The sequence below is a fragment of the Bradyrhizobium sp. USDA 4354 genome (genome assembly GCF_054060315.1).
On record NZ_JBSSDC010000001.1, the window covers coordinates 1,283,264 to 1,307,285 of the forward strand.

The 24,022-nt window shown below is 64.6% G+C and carries 21 protein-coding genes; 11 read left to right on the plus strand and 10 right to left on the minus strand.

Translation table 11 applies throughout. The features are described from left to right. Positions 1-60: 60 nt before the first annotated feature. Both ACVIIV_RS06065 and ACVIIV_RS06070 read right to left on the minus strand, forming a co-directional pair. On the minus strand, positions 61-1,563 hold the full coding sequence (locus ACVIIV_RS06065) for a flavin-containing monooxygenase (RefSeq protein WP_456743384.1): 1,503 nt from the start codon (positions 1,561-1,563) through the stop codon (positions 61-63). A gap of 125 nt (positions 1,564-1,688) precedes the next feature. Then, entirely contained in the window at positions 1,689-2,447 is a 759-nt protein-coding gene (locus tag ACVIIV_RS06070; protein WP_456743385.1) for a S1 family peptidase, read from the minus strand. A gap of 109 nt (positions 2,448-2,556) precedes the next feature. Between ACVIIV_RS06070 and ACVIIV_RS06075 the strand changes: the two genes are divergently transcribed. Next, the gene (locus ACVIIV_RS06075) at positions 2,557-3,192 is read left to right on the plus strand and encodes an HAD-IA family hydrolase (RefSeq protein WP_456743386.1); all 636 of its coding nucleotides are present in this window, start codon (positions 2,557-2,559) and stop codon (positions 3,190-3,192) included. Between the two features lie 109 nt (positions 3,193-3,301). On the opposite strand, the gene mtnA is transcribed toward ACVIIV_RS06075, so the two are convergent. From mtnA to ACVIIV_RS06090, 3 genes are all read right to left on the minus strand, one after another. Beyond that, positions 3,302-4,405, minus strand: a complete 1,104-nt coding sequence (mtnA, locus tag ACVIIV_RS06080; RefSeq protein WP_456743387.1) for an S-methyl-5-thioribose-1-phosphate isomerase — start codon at positions 4,403-4,405, stop codon at positions 3,302-3,304. A gap of 18 nt (positions 4,406-4,423) precedes the next feature. Next, positions 4,424-5,299, minus strand: coding sequence for an S-methyl-5'-thioadenosine phosphorylase (locus tag ACVIIV_RS06085; protein WP_456743388.1), 876 nt, complete (start codon positions 5,297-5,299; stop codon positions 4,424-4,426). Between the two features lie 193 nt (positions 5,300-5,492). Further along, positions 5,493-5,765 (minus strand): phosphopantetheine-binding protein, encoded by a 273-nt coding sequence (locus tag ACVIIV_RS06090; protein ID WP_456743389.1) that lies wholly within the window; start codon positions 5,763-5,765, stop codon positions 5,493-5,495. 358 nt (positions 5,766-6,123) lie between these two features. On the opposite strand from ACVIIV_RS06090, the gene ACVIIV_RS06095 reads away from it, so the two are divergent. From ACVIIV_RS06095 to ACVIIV_RS06125, 7 genes are all read left to right on the plus strand, one after another. After that, positions 6,124-7,341 (plus strand): acyl-CoA dehydrogenase family protein, encoded by a 1,218-nt coding sequence (locus ACVIIV_RS06095; protein ID WP_456743390.1) that lies wholly within the window; start codon positions 6,124-6,126, stop codon positions 7,339-7,341. Positions 7,342-7,432: 91 nt separating this feature from the next. Further along, positions 7,433-8,413 (plus strand): amino acid--[acyl-carrier-protein] ligase, encoded by a 981-nt coding sequence (locus ACVIIV_RS06100; RefSeq protein ID WP_456743391.1) that lies wholly within the window; start codon positions 7,433-7,435, stop codon positions 8,411-8,413. A 41-nt stretch (positions 8,414-8,454) separates the two neighbouring features. Continuing rightward, positions 8,455-9,330, plus strand: coding sequence for an acyl-CoA acyltransferase (locus ACVIIV_RS06105; RefSeq protein ID WP_456743392.1), 876 nt, complete (start codon positions 8,455-8,457; stop codon positions 9,328-9,330). A gap of 324 nt (positions 9,331-9,654) precedes the next feature. Continuing rightward, positions 9,655-12,519, plus strand: a complete 2,865-nt coding sequence (locus tag ACVIIV_RS06110) for a PAS-domain containing protein (protein ID WP_456743393.1) — start codon at positions 9,655-9,657, stop codon at positions 12,517-12,519. A gap of 205 nt (positions 12,520-12,724) precedes the next feature. Continuing rightward, positions 12,725-13,702 (plus strand): tripartite tricarboxylate transporter substrate binding protein, encoded by a 978-nt coding sequence (locus tag ACVIIV_RS06115; RefSeq protein WP_456743394.1) that lies wholly within the window; start codon positions 12,725-12,727, stop codon positions 13,700-13,702. 190 nt (positions 13,703-13,892) lie between these two features. After that, the gene (locus ACVIIV_RS06120) at positions 13,893-14,378 is read left to right on the plus strand and encodes a tripartite tricarboxylate transporter TctB family protein (protein WP_456743395.1); all 486 of its coding nucleotides are present in this window, start codon (positions 13,893-13,895) and stop codon (positions 14,376-14,378) included. Between the two features lie 4 nt (positions 14,379-14,382). After that, entirely contained in the window at positions 14,383-15,891 is a 1,509-nt protein-coding gene (locus ACVIIV_RS06125) for a tripartite tricarboxylate transporter permease (protein WP_456743396.1), read from the plus strand. A gap of 239 nt (positions 15,892-16,130) precedes the next feature. Here the strand turns inward: ACVIIV_RS06125 and ACVIIV_RS06130 are convergent, their stop codons facing one another. After that, positions 16,131-17,825 (minus strand): EAL domain-containing protein, encoded by a 1,695-nt coding sequence (locus tag ACVIIV_RS06130; protein ID WP_456743397.1) that lies wholly within the window; start codon positions 17,823-17,825, stop codon positions 16,131-16,133. Positions 17,826-18,046: 221 nt separating this feature from the next. Between ACVIIV_RS06130 and ACVIIV_RS06135 the strand changes: the two genes are divergently transcribed. After that, complete coding sequence (locus ACVIIV_RS06135; protein WP_456743398.1) at positions 18,047-18,307, plus strand: hypothetical protein; 261 nt, start codon at positions 18,047-18,049, stop codon at positions 18,305-18,307. A 228-nt stretch (positions 18,308-18,535) separates the two neighbouring features. Here the strand turns inward: ACVIIV_RS06135 and ACVIIV_RS06140 are convergent, their stop codons facing one another. The 3 genes from ACVIIV_RS06140 to mtgA all read right to left on the minus strand — a co-directional run bounded on the left by ACVIIV_RS06140 (position 18,536) and on the right by mtgA (position 20,353). Beyond that, complete coding sequence (locus ACVIIV_RS06140; protein WP_456743399.1) at positions 18,536-19,186, minus strand: hypothetical protein; 651 nt, start codon at positions 19,184-19,186, stop codon at positions 18,536-18,538. Between the two features lie 141 nt (positions 19,187-19,327). Next, on the minus strand, positions 19,328-19,510 hold the full coding sequence (rpmF, locus tag ACVIIV_RS06145) for a 50S ribosomal protein L32 (protein ID WP_456743400.1): 183 nt from the start codon (positions 19,508-19,510) through the stop codon (positions 19,328-19,330). A 168-nt stretch (positions 19,511-19,678) separates the two neighbouring features. Next, positions 19,679-20,353, minus strand: a complete 675-nt coding sequence (mtgA, locus tag ACVIIV_RS06150) for a monofunctional biosynthetic peptidoglycan transglycosylase (protein WP_456743401.1) — start codon at positions 20,351-20,353, stop codon at positions 19,679-19,681. A gap of 161 nt (positions 20,354-20,514) precedes the next feature. Here mtgA and ACVIIV_RS06155 point away from each other — a divergent pair, with 161 nt between their 5' ends. Both ACVIIV_RS06155 and ACVIIV_RS06160 read left to right on the plus strand, forming a co-directional pair. Further along, the gene (locus ACVIIV_RS06155; protein WP_456743402.1) at positions 20,515-21,438 is read left to right on the plus strand and encodes a polyprenyl synthetase family protein; all 924 of its coding nucleotides are present in this window, start codon (positions 20,515-20,517) and stop codon (positions 21,436-21,438) included. A gap of 9 nt (positions 21,439-21,447) precedes the next feature. Next, complete coding sequence (locus ACVIIV_RS06160) at positions 21,448-22,140, plus strand: DUF1345 domain-containing protein (protein WP_456743403.1); 693 nt, start codon at positions 21,448-21,450, stop codon at positions 22,138-22,140. A gap of 46 nt (positions 22,141-22,186) precedes the next feature. On the opposite strand, the gene ACVIIV_RS06165 is transcribed toward ACVIIV_RS06160, so the two are convergent. Further along, positions 22,187-24,004, minus strand: coding sequence for a caspase family protein (locus tag ACVIIV_RS06165; RefSeq protein ID WP_456743404.1), 1,818 nt, complete (start codon positions 24,002-24,004; stop codon positions 22,187-22,189). Between the last annotated feature and the right edge of the window lie 18 nt (positions 24,005-24,022).

Sequence of the window (24,022 nt, forward strand, 5' to 3'; positions counted from 1 at the left end):
GCGCCCCGGGACGACAGCAGAGTATGTGGCGAGCTTTACCGTCTTACGCGTGCAGCCCCCTCACCCGTAGACAAACGCCTTGTCGTCCAGATCCGTCTTCGGGATCTCGTCCTTCTCGGTCCAGTAATCCTGGCTGTGCTGCCATTCCGGCTTGTCGCCACGCTTGGGCAGCAGGTTCATGTTGCGCATCATGTAGCCGGGATTGAAGTTTTCCGGATCGATCCAGGGCAGGATCGGCATGTTGTGGTCCTCGGGACGCAGCTTGACTTCGACTTTCCTTGCGCCCTTGGCCTTCATGTGTCCGAGCATCCGGCAGACGAAATCGGCGACCAGGTCGACGCGCAGCGTCCAGCTGGCGCGGAAATAGCCGAACACCCAAACCATGTTCGGCACGCCCGTGAACATCATGCCGCGATAGGTGACGGTGTCGCCAAAGGCGAGCGGCTTGCTGTCGATCTCGAAGGCGATGTCGCCGAGCGCGGCAAGATTGAAGCCGGTCGCGGTGACGATGACATCGGCCTCGAGCAGCTTGCCGGATTTGAGCTGGATGCCGTTCTCGACGAAGCATTCGATCTCGTCGGTCACGACCGAGGCTTTGCCGCTGGCGATGCCCTTGAACAGGTCGGCATCCGGCACGAACGCGATGCGCTGCCGCCACGGCCGATAGGACGGCGTGAAATGCGTCTCGACGTCGTAGTCGGGACCGAGCACCGCACTGATCTGGCCGATCAGCTCTTTCTTCACCTGCTCGGGCTTGGCGAGGCAGAGCTTCGTGAACGCGTCCTGCTCGAACAGAATCTTGCGGCGGACGATCTCGTGGATCCAGGCTTCGTCGACCTGAAGCCGGCGCAGCTCCTCGGCGATCTCGATGGCGTTGCGGCCGAGCCGGAAATAGGTCGGCGAACGCTGCAGCATGGTGACGTGCGCGCAACTATCGGCAATGTTCGGCACCAACGTCGCCGCGGTCGCACCCGAGCCGATCACGACGACCTTCTTGCCCGTGAGATCGATATCATCCGGCCAGGTCTGCGGGTGGACGATGCGGCCCTTGAAGCGGTCCATGCCCTTCCATTCCGGCGTGTAGCCCTCCGAATGGCGGTAATAGCCCTGGCACATCCAGAGGAAGTTTGCGGTAAAGGTCTTTGCCTCGCCCGTATCGGTGGTCGTTGCCTCGATGGTCCAGAGATTCTGTTCGCTCGACCAGCTCGCGGAATTGATCTTGTGCTTGTAGCGGATGTGGCGGGCGATATCGTTGTCGTCGATCACCTCTTTCATGTAGGAGAGAATCTCCTCGGCGGTCGCGATCGGCGGCCCGACCCATGGCTTGAAGCTGTAGCCGAAGGTGTGGAGATCGCTGTCCGAGCGGATGCCGGGATAGCGATGCGTGGTCCAGGTGCCGCCGAAGCTCGCCTGCGTTTCGAGGATGACGTAGCTCGTGCCCGGTAGCTGCTTTTCGATATGATAGGCGCTGCCGATGCCGGAGATGCCGGCGCCGACGATCAGCACGTCGAAATGTTCCGAGGCCTGCTTGGTGGTGGCGTGACTGCGAACAGCGACATTCATTGTTGCTTCTATGCCTTGCTTGCTTTTGTGGCCGCCCTTGACCGGACGGCGCGCTTCCTCCGCGACGGGCATGATCACCCGCCGCACCTCCGCTTCAAAATGACATAGATCAAGTCGCGGTCAAATCACAGTGCCGCACCCCAGCTCCGCGCGGTCTGCAAGATCCAGTCGCGATAGAGCGTCAGCGGCGTCACGCCGGTCAATCCGCCGCAACCGGCGGCGCCGTTCGGCCCTGTCGACCAGCTGATGAGACCGACGAGCACGGGACCGTTCGGCTTGTCCTCGAACACGGGGCCGCCGGAATCGCCGGTGCAGGCGCCAATTCCGCCACGAACACCGTTGGTTACGGGATCGACCAGGCGAATCTGGAGCGTGCCGGGCTGACCGGTGGCAACGAGGCCGGCAACGCGTGTCGTGCCGCCGCTCTTGCCTTCACCGCGAACGGTGACGCCGATGCCAGCGATAACGAAGCGGTTGCCGACCTGAATTGGAATCGTCGGCATGCCGATCGTCACCGTGGATTTTCCCTTCGGTGGAATTTCCAGTTGCAGCAGCGCCACGTCGGCGGTGGCACGATGCGCCTGCATGGCCTGCATGTTGAAGTTCGGATGGATCGCGACGGTACGGATGTTCAGCAATTGCGGCTGGCCGTCGCCGCCGCGATCGACGATCTTGTAATCGGCGCCGGGCTGCACACAATGGGCGACCGTCAACACCAGTTTTGGCGCGATCAGACTGCCGGTGCAGAAATTGCCGCGCGAGCCGACGATGGTGACGACAGCGCGCGCGACACCATCGGCCTGCGGCGTGCCGCCACCGACGATGGCGTGGGCAGGCGTGGCGAGCAGCAGCGCAGCTGGAATGAGAGTTACAAGCTTCTTCATGGGAACACGCTTTTGGCGTCAGCATCGGTGAAAGGGGGACGGCTTCGGACTGGCTCTTGCCGATAACGCATGCTAGCCCTCTTGGGAAGGAATTGACGAGGGCAGGACATTGGCGATCGAGGCCGTGATCTTTGATTTTGGCGGCGTGCTGACGAGCTCGCCCTTCGAGGCGTTCACGCGGTTCGAGACCGAGCGCGGCCTGCCCGCCGATATCATCCGGCGCACCAACGCCGCCAATCATCTGGAAAACGCCTGGGCCAGGTTCGAGCGGGCCGAGGTGGATATCGAGACGTTCGATCGTCTGTTTGCCGAGGAGTCGCTGGCACTCGGTGCGGAAGTGCGCGGGCGCGACGTGCTGCCGCTGCTGCAGGGCGATCTGCGACCCGAGATGGTCGAGGCGTTGAAGCGCATCAAGGCGCAATTCAGGACGGGCTGCATCACCAACAATTTGCCGGCAAACGCCATCGGCAGCATGACGGGACGTTCCCTCTACATCGCCGAGGTGATGGTGCTGTTCGATCACGTCATCGAATCCGCCAAGATCGGCCTGCGCAAGCCCGATCCTCGCATCTACAAGCTGATGGTTGAGACGCTGAAGGTCGATCCGAAGAATTGCGTCTATCTCGACGATCTCGGCGTGAATTTGAAGCCCGCGCGCGAAATGGGCATGACCACGATCAAGGTGACGAGTGGGGCGCAGGCGATCGCGGACCTCGAGACGGCGACGGGGCTGAAGCTGGGCTAGGAAACCCGTCGTTGCAAGGCACGATGCCGTAGGGTGGGCAAAGCGAAGCGTGCCCACCACTAGCAGATAGTGGGCACGGCGCTTCGCGCCTTTGCCCACCCTACGAGAGCTACTCCGCCGCGGCGATCCGCTCCGGAAACGCCGCCGCCAGCGAGGCGCGATCGGGCTTCAGCACGCCGCGTTCGGTAATGAGACCGGTGACAAGCCGCGCCGGCGTCACATCAAAGGCGTAGTTCGCAACCGGCGAGTTCTCCGGCACGATGCGCACCGTCTCCAGCCTTCCATCCGCGGTGCGGCCGGTCATATCGGTGACCTCCATGCCGCTGCGCTGCTCGATCGGGATGTCGCGGATGCCGTCATGCACGGCGAAATCGATGGTCGGCGACGGCAGCGCGACGTAGAACGGCACGCCGTTGTCATGCGCGGCAAGCGCCTTGAGGTACGTGCCGATCTTGTTGCAGACGTCGCCATTGGCGGCGACGCGGTCGGTGCCAACGATGGCGAGATCGACCATGCCGTGCTGCATCAAGTGCCCGCCGGTATTGTCCGGGATCACCGTGTGCGGCACGCCGTGATGGCCGAGCTCCCAGGCCGTGAGCGAGGCGCCCTGATTGCGCGGCCGGGTCTCGTCGACCCAGACGTGGATCTTGATGCCACGTTCGTGCGCGAGATAGATCGGCGCCGTCGCCGTACCCCAATCGACGGTGGCGAGCCAGCCGGCGTTGCAATGGGTCAAAACGTTGACCACTTCGCCCGGCTTCTTCGCCGCGATCGCCTCGATCAGCTTCAGACCCTTGCCGGCGATGCCGCGGTTGATCTCGACGTCCTGTTCGACGATCTCGTCGGCGCGCGCGTAGGCCGCCTCCGCCCGTTCAACGGGATCGATCGGCGCGAGCGCCGCGCGCATCTCGTCCAGCGCCCATTTCAGATTGATCGCGGTCGGCCGCGCCACGACCAGGGTGTCATAGGCCCGTTTCAGCCCGGCGTCGGAGGCGTCCTCACGCATCGCGAGCGCCATGCCGTAGGCGGCGGTGGCGCCGATCAGCGGCGCACCGCGCACCAGCATGTCACGAATGGCAACCGCCGCGTCTTCACACGATGTCAGCCTTGCGATGATGAATTCATGCGGCAGCCGGCGCTGGTCGATCGCGCCGACCGACCAGCCATCACGCTCGCGCCAGATGCTGCGGAAGTGCTTGCCGTCGACCTTCATGGCATTCTGCCTTTCGTATCACGCCCGCAGGATGCGTCCTGCCACCGCGTCGAGCTTCTTCAGAAGCTCCGGATCGCGCGCCTCGGGCGCCGTGATCAGCGCGGTGTCGAGCGCTCGGTCCGAACCAATCGGGCACGGCTCGTGCTCGCGCGGGAAATCCTTGGCCAGCCGCGTCACCAGCGTCTTCGCCTTGTCGGCATTCGCGTTCAGCACGCGGATGATATCCTGAACGGTGACGGCATCGTGGTCGGGATGCCAGCAATCGAAATCCGTCACCATTGCGACGGTGGCGTAACAGATCTCCGCCTCGCGCGCGAGCTTGGCCTCGGGCATGTTGGTCATGCCGATCACGGAATAGCCGAGGGTTTTGTAGGTCATGCTTTCCGCGTAAGTGGAGAATTGCGGCCCTTCCATACAGACATAGGTGCCGCCGCGCGCAATCGCGATGCCCTCGGCCTCAGCCGCTGCCGCAAGATGGATGCGCAGCCGCGGCGAGACCGGATGAGCCATCGACACATGGGCGACGCAGCCGCGGCCGAAGAACGAGCTCTCGCGCTTATGGGTGCGGTCGACGAACTGGTCAACGAGCACGAAGGTGCCGGGCGGCAGTTCCTCTTTGAAGGAGCCGCAGGCCGAGAGCGAGATCAGGTCGGTAACACCGGCGCGCTTCAACACGTCGATATTGGCGCGATAGTTGATGTCGGATGGGGACAGCCGATGGCCCTTGTCATGCCGCGGCAGGAACACGATCGGCAGGCCGGCGATGGAGCCACGCCGCAGCGGCGCCGACGGCTCGCCCCAGGGGCTCTCGATGACCTCTTCGCGCGCACCTTCGAGGCCCGGCAGGTCATAGATGCCGGAGCCGCCGATGATGCCCAATACCGCCTGCGTCATGCCTGCTCCACCGTATCAGCCACGTGTGACATGGTTAAGCTATGCCAGTTTTGCGGCGGATTTGGAACGGGGGTGGAGGGGTTATGGCGGTGTCGTGAGGGACGCGGAGCGCTCGCCTCACACTCAGTGTCGTCCCTGCGCACGCACTAGTGCATGCACAGGGACGACACCGGAGAGGGAGTAGCGCCCTTAATTAAGCCGCGGTCGCCGGCTGCAGCTGGGTCGCGACCATCCGCTCCAGCGTCTCCACCGACTGGAAATTCTCCGGCGTGATCTCGGACTGCGGGATGGTGAAGTCGAATTCGGCTTCGACGCCGAGCATCAGATTGACCATGTCCATCGAAGTCAGGCCGACATCGACGAGCTTGGCCTGTGGCGTGACGTCGGCGGTGAGTGCGTTCTGTTCGAGGATGCCCTTCACCAGCTTGATGATGCGATTGCGCAAATCGGTATCGAAGGCTTGCATCGGCAAATTCCCATCTGTCTATCGGGTCGGACCGGACTGCCGGCTACGATGGGCACGGCCTGCCGATCCTGCAATGGGAGGCACCGATACTTCGCGTTTGTTAGTAAACGATGACTCAGATTGTCTGAAATTCGGGCTTCTTCCAGAGTCCTAACGCGATGCCGGAAAATCGGGTGATGCAAACAACCGGACCTTAACTGTTCGTTCGGAATTGGGTTTTGTTTACCCTCTATTTCATCGACGAATTTGAATTAAATCCGTAGCCTCGTCTCACAAGCAAAGATGGCCGGAGGATCGCTTCAAGCGGCATCGCGAATGATGCTGGCGATCTCGAACGGCAAACCGGAGGCGGACGAGCATGAACGTGCGTGAAGCGGTCCTTACTGTCGACGAAACGCAGACGAGCTTCCTCGAGCAGGGCCCCTCCCTGATCGAGCGCGCCGCCCGAGCCGCCGCTGCGGCCGCGGCCGACGCAGACGGGGTCGATCGCGACGCCCGCTTCCCGCATAAAGCCTTCGAGGTCGCACGCGAGCAAAAGCTGCTCGGCGCGATGGTTCCGATCGAGTTCGGCGGCTTCGGCGCCTCGATCTATGACATCACCGACATCTGCTACACGCTCGGACGCGCCTGCGCGTCCACGGCGATGATCTACGCGATGCACCAGACCAAGGTCGCGTGCGTCATCAGGCACGGCCATGGCATCCCCTGGATGGAAACCATGATGCGCCGGGTCGCCCGCGACCAATGGCTGCTCGCCTCCTCCACCACCGAGGGCCAGAATGGCGGCAACATCCGCGCCAGCGCCGCCGCGGTCGACCATGCCGGCGACACCGTCTCGCTGGTGCGCGACGCCACCGTGATCTCCTATGGCGCCGAGGCCGACGGTCTCGTCACCATCGCCCGCCGCGCCACCGGTGCCGCCGCCTCCGACCAGGTGCTGCTGGCGCTTGCCAAGGACGACTATTCGCTGAAGCGGACGCTCGGCTGGGAAACGCTCGGCATGCGCGGCACCTGCTCGACCGGGTTCGAGCTGAAGGTCGACTGCCCCGCCGACCGCGTCTTCCCTGAAGCCTACGACAAGATCCACGCCCAGACCATGACGCCGTTCGCGCATCTGTGCTGGTCGTCGGCCTGGGCCGGCATCGCCGCTGCGGCCGTGACCCGTGCGCAGGCCTTCATCCGCAAGGCGGCGCGCGCTTCCGGCGGCCAGATGCCCCCGGCCGCGGCGCACTTCACCGCCGCCAAGATGTCGCTCGCCAAGCTGCGCGCGCTGATCGCCGCCAACTTAGATGCTTTCGCCCGCGCCGAGCATGACGAGCGCGCGCTCGGCTCGCTCGACTTCCAGTCGTCGATCACGCTCTTGAAGGTGCAGGCCTCCGAGCTCGCGGTCGAGACCGTGATGCATGCGATGCGCACCACGGGTCTTTCCGGCTACCGCAACGATGGCGAGTTCACCATGGGCCGTCATCTGCGCGACGTGCTGTCGTCGCCGATCATGATCAACAACGACCGGATCCTGGCCAACGCCGCAACATCGACATTGATGAGCGGGGTGCCGACGAGCCTTCGTGACTAACATGCCTTCGTGACTAACATGCCTTGGCGACTGACGAGCCTTGGCGACGGAATCAACAAAGAACAATTTTGAGATAGCAGGACATCGAACCATGAACATTGCCGTCCTCCCCAATTCGCCCGATACTGCGCCGCAGATGATCGATCCGCTCGATCATCTCGCCGACAAGCTGTTCCACCGCATGGGCGCCGAGGGCGTCTATGCCCGCACCGCGCTCTATGAAGGCGTCGTCGAGAAGCTCGCCGGGCTGATCACCAGCCATCGCGAGACCGGCACCGAGGTGATGCGCTTCCCGCCGGTGATGAGCCGCGCCCAGCTGGAAAAATCCGGCTATCTCAAGAGCTTTCCGAACCTGCTCGGCTGCGTCTGCGGCCTCCACGGCACCGAACGCGAGATCAACGCCGCAGTGAGCCGCTTCGATGCGGGCGGCGACTGGACCACGTCACTGTCGCCCGCCGACCTCGTGCTATCGCCGGCAGCCTGCTATCCGGTCTACCCGATTGCGGCGAGCCGTGGCCAATTGCCGAAGGGCGGCCTGCGCTTCGACGTCGCCGCCGACTGCTTCCGCCGCGAGCCATCCAAGCATCTCGATCGGCTGCAATCGTTCCGGATGCGCGAATATGTCTGTATCGGCACGGCTGAGGACGTCGCCGATTTCCGCGAGCGCTGGATGGTGCGCGCACAGGCGATCGCGCGCGACCTCGGCCTTACCTTCCGCGTCGACTATGCCAGCGATCCCTTCTTCGGCCGGGTCGGCCAGATGAAGGCAGTGAGCCAGAAGCAGCAACAGCTCAAGTTCGAGCTCCTGATTCCGTTGCGCTCCGAAGAGCAGCCGACCGCCTGTATGAGCTTCAACTATCACCGCGAGCATTTCGGCACGACCTGGGGAATCCAGGACGCCAACGGCGAGCCGGCCCATACCGGCTGCGTTGCCTTCGGCATGGACCGGCTCGCAGTCGCCATGTTCCACACCCACGGCACCGATCTTTCCGCCTGGCCTGCCAAGGTGCGGGACGTCCTGGGCCTGCAGCCGCATGTTGCGGCCAGTGCCCACGGCGAAGGCTGGCGCTAACGCAACTCACGAGGCCGACCATTTCCACGGGCAAGACGAACGTGATCCACACCAAGGTTCGATGCCGCGAGATCACCGAGTCCGACGTCGATAAGATCGCGGACTTGCTGACGCGCGGCTTCGTCGGCCGTTCACGCGAATACTGGATTCAGGGCCTGCGCCGGCAGGCCTTCCGATCCGTGCCGGAGGGCTATCCGCGCTTCGGCTACATGCTCGACGACGACGGCACGCCGGTCGGCGTGCTGCTCTTGATCTACACGGCGCGCAACGACGGCGAAGAGACCGCCATCCGGTGCAATTTGTCGAGCTGGTATGTCGACCCGGCCTACCGCAACTACGCCCCGCTCCTGACCAAGATCGCCCAGCGGCACAAGGACGTCACTTATTTCAACATCAGCCCGGCGCCGTGGACCTGGCCGATCATCGAGACGCAGGGCTTTCGCGCCTATTGCCGCGGCATATTCTTCTCCGTCCCAGCGCTGGCGCGCGCGCCGCGCTGGAGCGAGATCGAGGTCATCCCGCCGCACGCCAAGGAGATCAAGGGACTTTCCGAAGTGGAGTCCGAACTCCTGACGCGGCATGCGCGCTACAATTGCCTCAGCCTCGTCTGCCGCACGCCGAAGGGAACGTTTCCCTTCATCCTGCAACCGGTGCGGATCCGCCGCGGTTTCTTCGCACCGCCCGCAATGAAGCTGATCTATTGCCGAAGTGCCGCCGAATATGCCGAATGCGCCGGCCGCATCGGCCGATTACTGCTGCGGCTCGGCAAGATTTCTGTGGCCGTCGACGCCAACGGTCCGGTTCCCGGCCTCGTCGGCATCTACACCGAGCGGCGCGGCCGCAAATATTTCAAGGGACCGCACCGGCCACAGCTCGCCGACCTCACCGACACGGAGCTCGTGCTGTACGGGCCGTAGTTGGACCCCCACGCAACATTCCAGCACGGTCATCCTGAGGTGCTCGCCGCGCGCAGCGTGGTGAGCCTCGAAGGATGAACGGCCGAGATGCAGCCGGGCCGTCGTCCTTCGAGGCCTCCGCTTCGCTCCGGCACCTCAGGATGACGGTGAAAGCTCGGTGCCTGGGACGCAACCATGCAGGTCGCGACACACACATCTCTTCATCGCCGGTCACCCTCCGTAAACTACTGCGCTTAAGGGAATTTTCCGGCCTCTTCGCTACCCTCGGCGGCTGAAATAGGTTGCGTTAAGTCTTTTGCCTGCCGAGGTCCCGCCGACCCCATGATGTCGACCCGCGACAACGAGCCTGGTGCACGCAGCGAGCAGGGCCCGGACGCCCTGGTCGCGCTGAGCCAGCTTGCGCTCGACCACATGGAGCAAGGCGTTTGCGTCTACGATGCCGACAACCGGATCGTTCTGATCAACCAGCGCTATCTCTCCTTTTTCAGCATGTCGGCCGACATTGTGCGGGTCGGCACGAGCTACCGTGAGGTGCTCGCGCACAGCGCAAGCCGCGGCAACTTTCCGGAAAGCGAGCTCGACGCGCTGTATTCGGCGCGGATCGCGCAGATCGCGGGGGGAAAGCCGTTCCAAACCGAGCAACGGCTGGCGAGCGGCCTCGTCATGTCGCTCGAGCTGAAGCCGCTTCCCGGCGGCGGCTGGATGACGATCTGCGACGACGTCACCCGCCTCGCCCGGCTCGAAGCGGAATTGCGCGTGCAGACCGAGCGCAGCCAGCATGCGCTCGCCAACATGTCGCACGGCCTCATCATGTACGACGTCGACAGCCGCGTCGTCGTCTGCAACGAACGATTCCTGAAGCTCTACGACCTCGATCCCGACATCGTGAAGCCGGGCGTCTCGCATGGTACGGTGATCGAGCACTGGATGTCGCGCGGCAACCTGCCGGGCATGTCGGGTGACGAATTTCACGAGAGCCGGCTGCAAGATGTACGCCGCAGGAAGGCGAAGACCCTGCTGGTGATGCGCTATGACGGACGGATGGTGCAGGCGGTCTCCCGCTTCCTGCCCGACGGCGGCTGGGTGACGGTGCACGAGGACGTCACGGAGCAGCTGCAATATGAGGAAACGCTGAGGCAGCAGAACGTCATCCTCGATGCGGCGCTGGAGAACATGGCGCACGGGCTTGCCTTCTACGACAGCGACATGCGGCTTCGAGTCTGCAACGCCACCTACCGCAAGATCTACCGGTTGTCGCCGGAGGAGACCCGGCCCGGGACCCATCTCGCCGAGCTGATCGAGCGTTCGATGGCGAACGGCGCGTTCTCCTCCGAATACAGTCCGCAACAGCTCCTCGAGGCCGCCAGCACGAGGATCGCGAATCGCGATTCCTCGCCGATGCGTCGGCGCATGTCGAATGACACCGTGATCTCGGTGCGCTATTGCGCGCTCCCCCAGGGAGGCTTCGTCGCCACCTATGAGGACATTACCGAGCGCGAACGTACGATCGAGCAGCTGAGCGAGCAGTATCGCCGCTTCGACGCGGCCCTGAACAACATGAGCCAGGGCCTGTGCATGCTCGATGCAAGCCTGGGCGTGATCGTCTGCAATCGCCGCTATATCGAGATGTACGGACTGTCGCCGGAGATCGTGAAGCCTGGCGTCTCGATGCGCGAGATCATGGAGCACAGCTGCGAGCTCGGCATCCATCCGAACACGACCGGCGCCAAGCTCTATGCCGACTATGTCGAGAGATTGCGCGAGGGCGAGCACACGTTGCACCGGCATTTGAGCGATGGCCGCATCATCAAGCTCAATCACAAACGGATGGAGCACGGCGGCTGGGTCGTCACCTACGAGGACGTCACCGAACGTCACAAGGCCCAGGCCCGGGTGGCGCACATGGCGCGGCACGATTCGCTCACCGACCTGCCCAATCGCACGCTGTTCCACGACAAGATGAGCGAGGGACTGAACCAGGTCGCGATCGCCGGCGGCGCCATGGCGGTGCTGTGCTTCGACCTCGACAATTTCAAGACCGTCAACGACCGCCTCGGCCACGCCGCAGGCGACCGCTTGCTGCGCTGGGTCGCGGCCCGGCTAAAGGAGAATGTCGGCGAGCACGACACCGTCGCGCGGCTCGGCGGTGACGAATTCGCGGTTCTCCAGCGCGGGCCGCAGCCGCAATCGGCTGAGGAGCTCGCCCGCCGCCTGGTCGACATCATCGGCCGTCCCCCGCCGCTGGAAAGCCAGTCGATCCATGTCGGCGTCTCCGTCGGTATCGCGATCGCACCCGACCACGGACTCGATGCCGATGAGCTGATGAAATGCGCCGACCTCGCGCTGTACCAGGCCAAGGCTAAGGGGCGCGGAGCCTATCAGCTGTTCGAGCCCGAGATGGAGGAACAGGCGCGCAGCCGGCACGCGCTGGAGCAGGACCTGGTCGGCGCGCTGGAGTCCAATCAGTTTCATCTGGTGTTCCAACCGCAGATGCGGCTCGACTCCTCCGAGCTCACCGGCTTCGAGGCACTGCTGCGCTGGAAACATCCCTCGCGCGGCTTCGTCTCTCCGGCCGAATTCATTCCGATTGCGGAGGAGAACGGGCTGATCGTTCCGATCGGGGAATGGGTGTTGCGCGCGGCCTGCGCGGCCGCCGCGTCGTGGCCCGGCGTGACCGTCGCGGTGAACCTCTCTCCGGTGCAGTTCCGCTCGCGCGGGCTGGTGGCGATGGTCACGAGCGCACTTGCGGAAGCCGGCCTGCCGCCGCAGCGGCTCGAGCTCGAGGTCACGGAGACGGCGCTGCTCGACGATAGCGAGGCGACCATCGACATCCTGCATCAGCTCCGCGCGTTGGGGGTGCGCGTCAGCCTCGACGATTTCGGTGTCGGCTATTCCTCGCTGAGCTACTTGCGCAAGTTTCCGTTCGACCGCATCAAGATCGACCGCTCCTTCGTCGGCACGCTCGGCGAAAGCCCGGAGAGCGTTGCCATCGTCCGCACCATCGCAAGCCTCGGCTCCGTGCTCGGTGTCGAGACCACGGCGGAGGGGGTGGAGACCGAGGAGCAACTCGATTTCGTCCGCGAATGCGGCTGCACCGCGGTCCAAGGCTATTATTTCGGCAAGCCCTGTCTCGCATCGGAGGTCGGCCGCGCCATCGAGACACTGAACATGGTCCGGCGCGTGGCCTGACGGCTTCGGCTCCTCAAATTCCGTCTCTCGGCACGCGGCCAAACGACGAATTGTCGCATGTAGCAGCTCTGCCGGCGTTGCCTGACCGACTGCCGCGCAGTGGTCTGCGCAATGCGCTTTTCTTCTCCTTCAAATTCAGGAACAATCGCCTCACAAGAACGAGAGACGGCGGTCCCAAAGAGGCCGCCGCGAGGGAGGCGTTTCGATGTCGGGATACGGGCTGAAGACGATCGCATTTGCCGCGCTGCACGCCGTCATGGGCGCATTGCTCTCCACTGCCGTCAGTGCGCAGGACTATCCCACCAAACCGATCACGTTGATCGTGCCATGGCCGGCCGGCGGATCGACCGATATTTCGATGCGCGCGATCGCCGACAGCGCCTCGAAGGTGCTGGGGCAGCCGATCGTGATCGACAACAAGGCCGGCGGCGGCGGCACGGTCGGACCGGCGACGATGGCGGCGGCGGCGAAGCCGGATGGCTATACCATCTCGCAGATCCCGATCACGGTGTTCCGTCTGCCGCTGATGCAGGAGGTGTCGTGGGATCCGGCGAAGGATTTCACCTACATCATCCATCTCACCGGCTACACCTTCGGCGTGACGACCAGCGCGGAGTCGCAGTTCAAGAGCTGGAAGGACGTGGTGGAGTTCGCAAAGGCGAACCCGGGCAAGGTGACCTACGCCACGCCCGGCGCCGGCACGTCGCTGCATATCGGCATGGAGCAGATCGCCGCGATGTCCGGCATCAAGCTGACGCAGGTCCCGTTCAAAGGCGGTGCGGAGACCAACGCCGCAGTGCTCGGGCAGCACACCATGCTTCAGGCGGATTCCACGGGATGGCGGCCGCTGGTCGACGCCGGCAAGCTGCGGCTGCTGATGGTGTGGACCGGCGCGCGATCGCCGAATTATCCCGATGTGCCGACGCTGAAGGAGCTCGGCTATCCCATGGTCTATGATTCCCCGTTCGGCATCGCCGGGCCGAAAGGAATGGATCCCAAGATCGTCGCCAAGCTGCACGATGCCTTCAAGAAGGCGGTCGAGGATCCTGCGGTCATCGCCACGCTCGCCAAATACGACATGGTGCCGAACTACAAGAACACCGAGGACTACAAGAAGTTCATCGTGGAGGTGACGGCGTCCGAGCGCAAGGTGATCGAGACGCTCGGGCTTGCGAAGAAATAGAGTTTAACCGCCAGCGTGTCCCGGACGCGGTGCAGCGCTTCTTCAGCGATGCACTGCAGAGCCGGGACCCACCTTTTTCGTCCACACTCATGGGGCCCCGGCTCTGCAGCGTACCACCATAGCACGTCAAAGACGTGCGTGAACGCACTTATGGTGTTGCGCTGCGCGCCCGGGGCACGAGAGGATCGCGATGAGCAACCCAACCAACGTCAAGCTCCGCCTCAGCAACTCCGAACTCTGGGGCGGGCTGATCGGGCTTGCACTCGGCGGCTTCGTGATCTGGTCGGGGCTGAAGCTCAAGCTCGGCACCATCAACGATCCCGGCTCCGGCTATGTGCTGTTCTATACAGGCATCCTGATGTGCGTGTTCGCAGGCGCCATCATCGTCTCGGCGGTCACCGAGGGCGGGCCGACGCTGGCCTCGCGCTGGGAGAATGTGCGCTGGAGCAAGCCGCTTCTCCTCATCGCCTGCCTCACCGCATTCGCCTTCGCGCTGGAGCCGCTGGGATTCCTGTTGTCGTCGATCCCGCTGATGCTGCTGCTGTTGCGACTGATCGATCCGGTGCGCTGGACCCTGGCGGTCCCGATCGCCGTGCTGGTACCATCAGGCATGTGGTGGGTGCTCAAGCGGCTGCTGTTGATCCAGTTGCCCTCAGGCCTGTTCGGGATCGGTTGATCGCATGGATACGCTTGTCAACGTGGCACATGGATTCGGCGTCGCACTGCTGCCGATCAACCTGCTCTATTGCTTCATCGGCGTCTTCATCGGCACGCTGGTCGGGGTGCTGCCGGGCATCGGGCCGATCTCGGCGATGTCGCTGCTGCTTCCCGTGACGCTGTCGGGAACGCCGGAATCCGGCATCATCATGATGGCCGGCATCTATTACGGCTCGATGTATGGCGGCTCGACCACCTCGATCCTGGTCAACATCCCCGGCGAAGCCGCCTCCGTCGTCACCTGCATCGACGGCCACCAGATGGCGAAACAGGGCCGCGCCGGCCCCGCGCTCGGCATCGCCGCTTTCGGCTCCTTCGCCGCCGGCACCTTTGCGCTGGTCGCCTTGATGCTGGTGGCCCCGAAGCTTGCCAGCATCGCCATCGCCTTCGGCCCGGCCGAGTATTTCAGCCTGATGGTGCTCGGCCTCGTGGTGCTCACCTTCCTCACCCAGGGATCGATGCCGAAGGCGCTGCTGATGGCGTGCATCGGCGTCGTGCTCGGGCTGGTCGGGCTCGACAGCATCACCGCACAACCGCGGCTGACTTTCGGCCGCATGGAGCTGATCGACGGCATCGGCCTCGTGCCCGTCGTGATGGGCCTGTTCGGCGTCGCCGAGGTGCTGCTCAACACCGAGCAGGCGATCAAGCGCGACATCATCAACACCAAGATCACCCATCTCCTGCCTAGCCAAGAGGACTGGAAGGTGAGCGCAGGTCCGGTCGGCCGCGGCACGATCCTCGGCTTCTTCCTCGGCATCCTGCCGGGCGGCGGCGCGGTGGTGGCGTCATTTGCGTCCTACGCGCTGGAGAAGCGGTTGTCGAAGACGCCCGAGCGTTTCGGACATGGCGCGATCGAAGGTGTCGCGGGGCCGGAATCGGCGAACAACGCCGCGGCGGGCGGCGCCTTCATTCCGCTGATGACGCTCGGCATCCCACCGAATGTGGTGATGGCCCTGTTGCTGGGAGCCTTCGTCATTCACGGCCTGCAGCCGGGACCGCTGCTGATCACGCAAAACCCCGGCCTGTTCTGGGGCATCGTCGCCAGCATGTATATCGGCAACGTCATGCTGCTGATTCTGAACCTGCCGATGATCGGCATGTGGGTGCAGCTGCTCAAGCTGCCCTACAACATCCTGTTTCCCCTGATCATCCTGTTCACGATCCTGGGCGTCTACTGCTCGAGCAACAACGTGTTCGACGTCTATGTGATGATCGCGTTCGGGATCATCGGCTATTTCATGCGCAAGCTCGGTTATGAGCCGGCGCCACTGGTGCTCGCCTTCGTGCTGGGGCCGATGATGGAGAACAACTTACGCAAGTCGCTGATACTGTCGCAGGGCGATCTCTGGACCTTTGTGCAGCGGCCGATCTCGGGGGTGTGCCTTGTGCTTGCGCTGGTGCTGCTGACCGCGCCGCTGCTGCCGTCACTGCGCAAGAAGCGCGAGCTGGTGGCGCTGGATGAGGGGGCGTGAGATCTTCCTGCTCCCCTTGTGGGAGAAGGTGGCATAGGCGGCCTTCGGCCGCCGTTCTCGAGGACGCCGAAGCGAAGCTTCCGCTATGGCGCCGAATGAGGGGCATCTCTCCGAGAACTCCAGAGAGAATTGACTCGCCGAGAGAGACCCCTCACCCGTCTCGTCGCTTTGCGGCGAGTCACCCTCTCCCACAAGGGGAGAGGGTGAAGCGAGATCGCCGCACGACTAAACGAAGTCACCTACCCCGCCGCAGGCAGCGCGCTGTCCGACGGCGCGCCCCATGGGCGCTCGGCTGACGCCAGCCCGATCAGGCGGCCCTGGATGTAGTCGCAGCCCCAATCGCGCAGCATGTTTGCGGCCTCCTCGTCTTGCACCCATTCGGCCACGGTCTTGATGTCGAGGCGTCGGGCAAGGTCGATCAGGGTCTGCACGAAGGCGCGATCGTCGGCGGAATGGGTGACGTTCTGCACGAAGGCGCCGTCGATCTTCACGATATCCACGCCGAGCTTGCGCAGGTTGCGGAACGAGGTGTAGCCGGCGCCGAAATCGTCGATGGCGATGCGGCTGCCGAAATGCTTGAGGCGGCTGACGAAGGCGCGAACATCGTCGATGTCCTGGATCGCGACCGTTTCGGTGATCTCGATGATCAGCCGCTCGGCAACACCGGGATGAGCCAGCATCAGCGACTCGATTCCCGCCCACCAATCCGGATCCATGGTCGTATCCGGCGAGATGTTGAGGCTGAGGCAGATGTCGGACGCAGCCGCGAGCTCGGCGACCACGAGCTCGAGCACGCGATGGTCGACCAGACGGATCAGGCCGAGCCGCTCGGCGACCGGCACGATGTCGGGCGCGAGCAGCACCTGGCCGTCGCCCTGGTCCATCCGTACCAGGCATTCGTGGAATGCACGCTCGCGCGAGACGGCCGAGACCACCGGCTCATAGGCGAGCCTGATGCGACGCTCGTTGAGCGCAGTGACGATCTCGTCAGTGACACGAATGTTGACGCGGCGCTGTGCGTCGCGCGCGGCATCCGGGCGCCAGGCCGCGAACGAGCCGACGCGGCGGCGCTTGGCGGCATCCAGCGTCTCATGGGCGCGGTTGACGGCCTCGTCCGTGTTGCGGGCATAGCGCGGCAAGCTGACCGCGCCGATCGACGCTGTGACCGAGACCGGGCCTGATTTCGTCGGCACCACCTCGTCGCGGATGCCGGCGAGGAAGCGCTCGGCGGCGACGTTCATGTCGTCGACGGTACAGTTCTTCAGGATCAGGCCGAACTTGTTGCCGGAGAAGCGCCCGAGCACGTCGCCGCCGCGCAGGCGCGAGCGAATGCGCTTGGCAATGTCGAGGATCACGGCATCGGCGACGTCGAAGCCGAAGGCATCGTTGACGCGGGCGAGATGATCGATGCCGACCAGCATGAAGGCCGCGGTCGAGCGGAAGCGAGTGGTCTCCTCAATCGTCTCGGCTAGCGCCGCGATCAGATGCGAGCGGTTGAGCTCGCCAGTCAGCGGGTCGAGCCGGGCCAGCTTCGTCAGTTCCTCGTCGCGGGCGTGACGTTCGTTGTTGATACGGATGGAGCCGATCGCGCGCACGGGGCGGCCGTCGGGACCAGCGAACCAGCGGCCGGTCTCCTCGATCCAGATGACGGGATCGCCGGCGCTCATGCGCACGCCGTACTCGACGCGATAGGGCGTGCCGTCGGCACCGTGCACGGCGGAGGTCTGCGCCAGAGCCGCGGTCCGCAGCGTTTGCGCGGGCTCGATCAGCTTGGCGAATTCGGCGCCGGTCGCGAGCCGCTCGGCGGGGATACCGGGAAAGATGCTGGCGACCTGCTCGCCCCAGACGATGCCATCGCTGGCGATGTCCCAGGCGAACACGGCCTGACCGAGCGCGGCCAGGATGTCGGAGGCTTGCGGCAATGTAGGAGTCAAAATCGCCTCGTTTTGGGACAGTGGAGAAGTCCTGAGCCGACCCAGAATAGAGCCAGATTCGCTTCCGACCCTAGGCAAAGTTGATAAACAATTTGGAAACCACGTTTCCCCGGCGCGGGGAACCAAACCGGCCTGGCCGGCATAGGCCTTGCGAGTACAGGACTCGCACCGGCGCCCGCGTCCCGAAACGCGACAATCTCGCCGGATCAACGGTGATTGCGATGTTGAGTACGGATCGATCGGACGCGGCGGACAACGGCACAGGCACGGCCCTGGTGCCGCTGATGCCGACGTTGCAGTGGGTTCACAAGGCGCCGCTGCCGCGCCCCGATCCGAGCTTCGTCACCCAGCTCATCGCCAATGCCGAATATCTGCCCCAGACCAGCCGGCTCCGCCGCGCCTCTTCCGAAGATGCGCGGACGGCCTATGGCAGCAAGCGGCCACTAGGAAGCGTCGCCGCGCGGACGCGGCAGGTGGCTTGAGATTGGACTTGAAGTGAGACGGCGCTTCTTACCTCTCCCCGCTTGCGGGGAGAGGTAAGAAGCGCCTCGACGATGCGAAGCATCGTCCGGCGCGATCCGGGTGAGGGGGTACAGGTCCCACGGCTATCTCATCCGCGGAGAGAGGCCCCTCACCCCATCCCTCTCCCCGTAAGAACGGGCGAGGGAGCACACTGCCGCCGCGGTGAGATGCGAGCAAATTCAGAGAAATCAGCGCGGCGGCGTGTCGGAAGACGGCGTGCCGTTGCCCGGCTGAAGATGCGGCGAGGGAATCTCCGGCGAGGATGGGCCCTGCACCGGCTTTGGCGCAGGATGATCCATCAGCACGGATTCGGCGACGGATTGCGCCGAGGGGGCGGGCGGCGCCGCCGGTGCCGGCTGCGGCGCAATCACCGGCTCGAACTTGCGCTCGGACTCCACATCCTCCGCCGGCGCTTCGGCCCTGCGCTTGGCCTTGCGCGGCGCCGGCACCGTCGTCTCGGCGACATAGGTGACGCGGCGGCGCGTGCGCTGGGCAATGCCGCCGAGGAAGTCCGCCATCGCGAGCAGCACCAGCAGGAAAAAGGTGGAGTTGCCGAATTTGGGCCACATCACGAATTCGGCAGCGGCCGCGCCGAAGATGATCAGCGACAGCAAGTGATCCATCAGGAATTTCGAGCCCGGTCGCGCGCCCTTGACCACTTCGAGCAGCAGCAGCACCACGCCGAGCGCAAGCAGGAGATCGGCGAGCGTGACCGGCCAGGCCTCCCCCGTGATCATCGGCACCTTGAACAGCACGTCCGAGAAGGACACGCTGGGCATCAGGAAGGCGATGATGTTGTAGACCGCGAGCGGAATCAGGAGCAGCGGGAAACCGACCATCGGCGAGATGCCTTCTCGATCAAGATATCCGGACAGAACAATGCAGCGGCGAAGCATTTGCTCCGCCGCCGTCACCGTCTATCTCATGGGTTGGCCGAAACCAGGCGGGTCTGATCTCCCGCCTGAGGAAAGGTCCTGCCGTCAGGACTCTTTCTTCTTCAGGACCTGGCGGCCCTTGTACATGCCGGTCCTGAGGTCGAGATGGTGCGGACGACGGAGCTCGCCGGAGTCCTTGTCTTCCACATAGGTCGGCTTCTTGATGGCATCTGCCGAGCGGCGCATGCCACGGCGCGACGGCGAGGTTTTTCTTCTCGGAACGGCCATTTCAATATCCTCTAGGGATTGGTGTCATCAGGGCATCGTCCGCGAAGGGACGGCTCAGCACCCGCAATACGAGGCGAGCTGAATGCCGATCAAGGCCGCGCTTATAGAGGAAGGCTGACCGTAAAGCTAGGCTCTTGGCCCGGAAAATACGCCCGGAACGGGCCAAAATCAGCGATTTTCGCTCCAACAGGTCGCAAGCGAGCTCGCCTGCCCCCGCGCCATATAGGTGGCCGCCAGCCGCCGGACGCCCGGGCCGGGGGTCCGGGCGCTGCGTTTGACCGGATTCGGCAGGATCGACGCCAGAAGCGCGGCCTCCCGGGGGGAGAGGTTTTCCGCCGATTTGCCGAAGGCATAGGCGCTGGCGGCCTCCACGCCAAACTGCCCTTGTGGGCCGAGCTCGGCGATGTTGAGGTAAATTTCCAGAATCCGCGGCTTGGGCAGGACGAGGTCAATCCAAAGTGCCAGCGGGAATTCGAGCGCCTTGCGGACGAAGTCTCGTCCCTGCCACAGGAACAGGTTTTTCGCCACCTGCTGGGTGATGGTGGAGGCGCCCCGGAAGGCGGTGCCGTCCTCCCTCGCGTCGTCGATCGCCTCGCGCAGCGCGCCCCAGTCGATGCCGCGATGCTTGCAGAAATGGGCGTCCTCGGCCGCCACCACCGCGCGCGGCAGATAGGGCGACATATCGGCCAGATTGATCCACTGCCGCTGCATCGGCGCGCCCCGTAAACTTCGCCAGGCCATCAGCGTCGAAACAGGGTGGCCGGTGCGGTAGAACGGCGCGATCACATAGGGTGCGAGAACTGCAACCGCGAGCGCCACCAGCAGGATTTTGACGATGCGCAAATCGACCTTTCCGGCGCAAACTGAACCGCGGCCACGGGCTGGACCATTAAGTCTGTGATAATTCGGGCCTTTTCCAGCAGTTTTTAGGCCTTCCAAACGATTGACTGGGGCGGGCGCATAAAGGATTGTCCGGCCGAATTTTAGTTCTGGAGCCCTTCTTGATGACCGGCACGCCCCCGTCCGATTTCGCCAAACGTCTGGACAAGACCGCTGATGACACCGAGACCCTGCTCGGGCGCCTGCTGTCGGACGACATCCTGCACGACGAGATCGCCCGGCCCAAGCGACTGATGGACGCAATGCGCTATTCGAGCCTGAATGGCGGCAAGCGCCTGCGGCCGTTCCTGGTGGTCGAGAGCGCGGCCGTGTTCGGCGTGCCGCGCGAGGCGGCCCTGCTCGCCGGCGCGGCGCTCGAATGCATCCACTGCTACTCGCTAATTCATGACGATCTGCCGGCGATGGACAATTCGGACCTGCGCCGCGGCCGCCCCACCCTGCACAAGAAGACCGATGACGCGACCGCGATCCTGGCCGGCGACGGCCTCTTGACGCTAGCGTTCGACATCATCACCCGCGACGAGATCCATCGCGACGCCAATGTGCGGCTGCTGCTGACACGCGCGCTGGCGCGCTGCGCCGGCATCGGCGGCATGGTCGGCGGTCAGATCCTCGACCTCGCCGGCGAAGGCCGCTTTGGTGGCAACGAGCCGATCGATGTCGCGCGTATTCAGCAGATGAAGACCGGCGCGCTGCTGCGCTATGGCTGCATCGCCGGCGCGATCCTCGGCCAGGCCTCGAATGCGGAATATCAGGCGCTCGACGATTACGGCCGCGCGCTCGGCGAAGCCTTCCAGATCGCTGACGATCTGCTCGACGTTGAAGGCGATGCGGCCGCACTCGGCAAGCCGTCGGGCCAGGATGCCGTTCTCGGCAAGACCACCTTCGTGACCCAGCTCGGGATCGAAGGCGCCAAGCAACGCGTGCGCGACCTGCTCGCGCGCGCCGACAGCGCCGTCTCGATCTTCGGCGACCGGGCCGTCGTGCTGCAGGCCGCCGCGCGCTTCGTCGCCGAGCGGAAGAGCTGACGCGCGTCGATGGCGGCCGGCGGCAAAGAGGATCCCGTCCTCGTCCGCTTCCGCCAGATGTCGCGGCCGATGCGGCTCATCTATGCACGGCCGCGGACCTTCATCGCGCTCGCGGTCGGCATCCTGGTCTGCCTGCTGTTGCCGGGGACATACCGGCTGGTGACACGGCTCCTACTCGGCTGGGATGGGCTGATCGCGGTCTATCTCGTGCTGGTCTATGCGATGATGCTGTGCAACGACCACCAGCACATCCGCCGCGCCGCCGCGATGCAGGACGACGGCCGCTTCGTGATCCTGCTGGTGACGGCGACCGGCGCCTTCGCCAGCATCGCGGCGATCGTCTCGGAGCTCGGCACCCCGCATCGCGGCGTCCTCGAGCTGACGATCGCGATCACCACCATCGCGCTGTCATGGGCGGCCGTGCACACGACGTTCGCGCTGCACTACGCGCATGACTATTACCGCAACGCCAAGCCGGGCGGCTTGCAATTCCCGAGTGGCGGCAAGGAAGACCGCGCCGACTATTGGGATTTCGTCTATTTCTCGTTCGTGATCGGCATGACCGCGCAGGTCTCCGACGTCGGCATCACCGACAAGACGATCCGCCGCACGGCCACGGCACATGGGATCGTCTCGTTCATCTACAACACGGCGCTGTTGGCACTGACGGTGAACATCGCCGCGAGCGCGATTGCGACCTGATGTCGTGCCGGCCTTCCGGGACGACATCTCTGATCAGGCACGGCCTTCAACGACACACTTCTACATTCGCATCGTTGCCGGGGCCACCGCCGCCGCGATATTCCAGGCGGCAACCGCGGCTGACCGGACGGCAGCCCGCGCTATTGCAGAAGACCTGTCCACCAGCGGCGGCGCGGCCTGCACCAGCGGCAGTAGCGATGCCGGCGGCGGCACCATAACCGCCCGCAGCTCCAGCAGCCCCACCTCCGGCCTGACGACGCTGCCGTGCAGGACGTTCATCACCGTCGTCGCGCTTCGCGGCCGCGGGCTTGGCCGGCTTGGCCGCACGCTGCTTCTCGCATTCATTGTCGTCGTTGATCGCATAGCCCTCACGGCAGACGATCCTGGTGCATTTGTCGCCATCGGCCTTGAAGCCGTGCTCGCAGACCAGCGGACAGACGCGCGACGGTTTTGACTTGACCGCATCGAGCGCGTCGGTGCTCGCCACCTTCACGTCGAGCTTGGTGCCCGCATAGCGGTTGAACTGCGACAGCGATCGCTGCGAGGACGTATTCCAATTGCCGTCGGCCTGTCCGGAGTAACACCCCACGCGGCCGAGCTCGGTCTGCACCGAGCGGTTGAGATCGGCCGGCACGGTCGCCGGGGTCAGCGAGGCGACGTTGGTGCCGGGCGAGCCCGCCGTGCTGGCCGGCGCAGCGCTCGGGGCTGAAGCAGCGAGATTGACGCGCTGCTGCTCGGCGGCGGCCGCCTGCTGCTGCGCCTGCTCCTTGGCTTTTTGCGCGGCAAGCTGCGCCTGCTCGGCAGCCTTCGCCTCGGCTACAGCCTTGGCCTGAGCATCCTTCTGCGCGCCGAGCGCGGCAAGACGGTCGCGCTCCGCCTCGGCCTGCTTCGCCTTCGCCGTGGCCGCCGCATGGGCCTGCTCGGCGCCGATTTTCTCGAGCTGGAGCCTGGCGAGGCTCGCATAGAAACCGTCGGGATGCTGGGCGAGGAAGGCTTCCCACGCCGGCCTGTTGCCGACCTGGAGCGCCAGCTCGTAGTCGCGGCGCATGTCGGCCTGCGGGTTCGCCGTCGGCGCTACGGCCGCCACCTTGACCGGCACCAGCGGCACGTCCTCGCCGCCGAGCGAACCGTAGACGAACGGCTCCTGCTTGTTGCCGGTCGACTTGAGCACGTCGTCACGCACGAAGCCGAAGGCGCGGCGGACGTCGAGGCCCGGCGTGGTCAGATGCTTCGACAGTGCGACGGTGAACGGGCTGTTGGCACCGTCGCCGTCCTGTGCCGTGAAACCGGCCTTGGCCGAATAGGCAATCAGCGTGTTGGGGCTGGTCGGCTCGACCTGGGCGAGACCGCGGCCGATGCCGCGCGAGGCAATCGTGCGCTTCATCCTCTTGCCGAACGGATTGTCGCGGCAGGCATCCAGGATCACCAGACGAAGCTGCTTTGCCGGCTCGACCGCAACCAGGACACGGTCGAGCGAGAGCGCCTCGTCATAGACATCGGTGTCGCGCTCGAGCTTGGCATCCACCGGGATCAGATAGTTCGAGCCCTCGACCTCGATGCCGTGGCCGGCGTAGTAGACCACGGCGATATCGGCATCGCGGGTCGCGTCGGCGAAGTCCCGCAGCACGCGCCGCGTGTCCAGCGCCGACAGATCGTGCCGGGACTCGACGACATCGAAGCCGGCTTCCTTCAGCGTCTTCGCCATCACCGCCCCGTCATTGACGGGATTGGCGAGCGAGGGCGCGTGCTGATAGGCCGAATTGGCGAGCACCAGCGCGACGCGCTTTCCGGCAAAAGCAGGCCCGGCGCCGAACAGCAGGCCGAGGGCGACGAAAAGCGGACAAAGTCTGAGCAAGCTGCGCATGACACGACTTCCGATGTT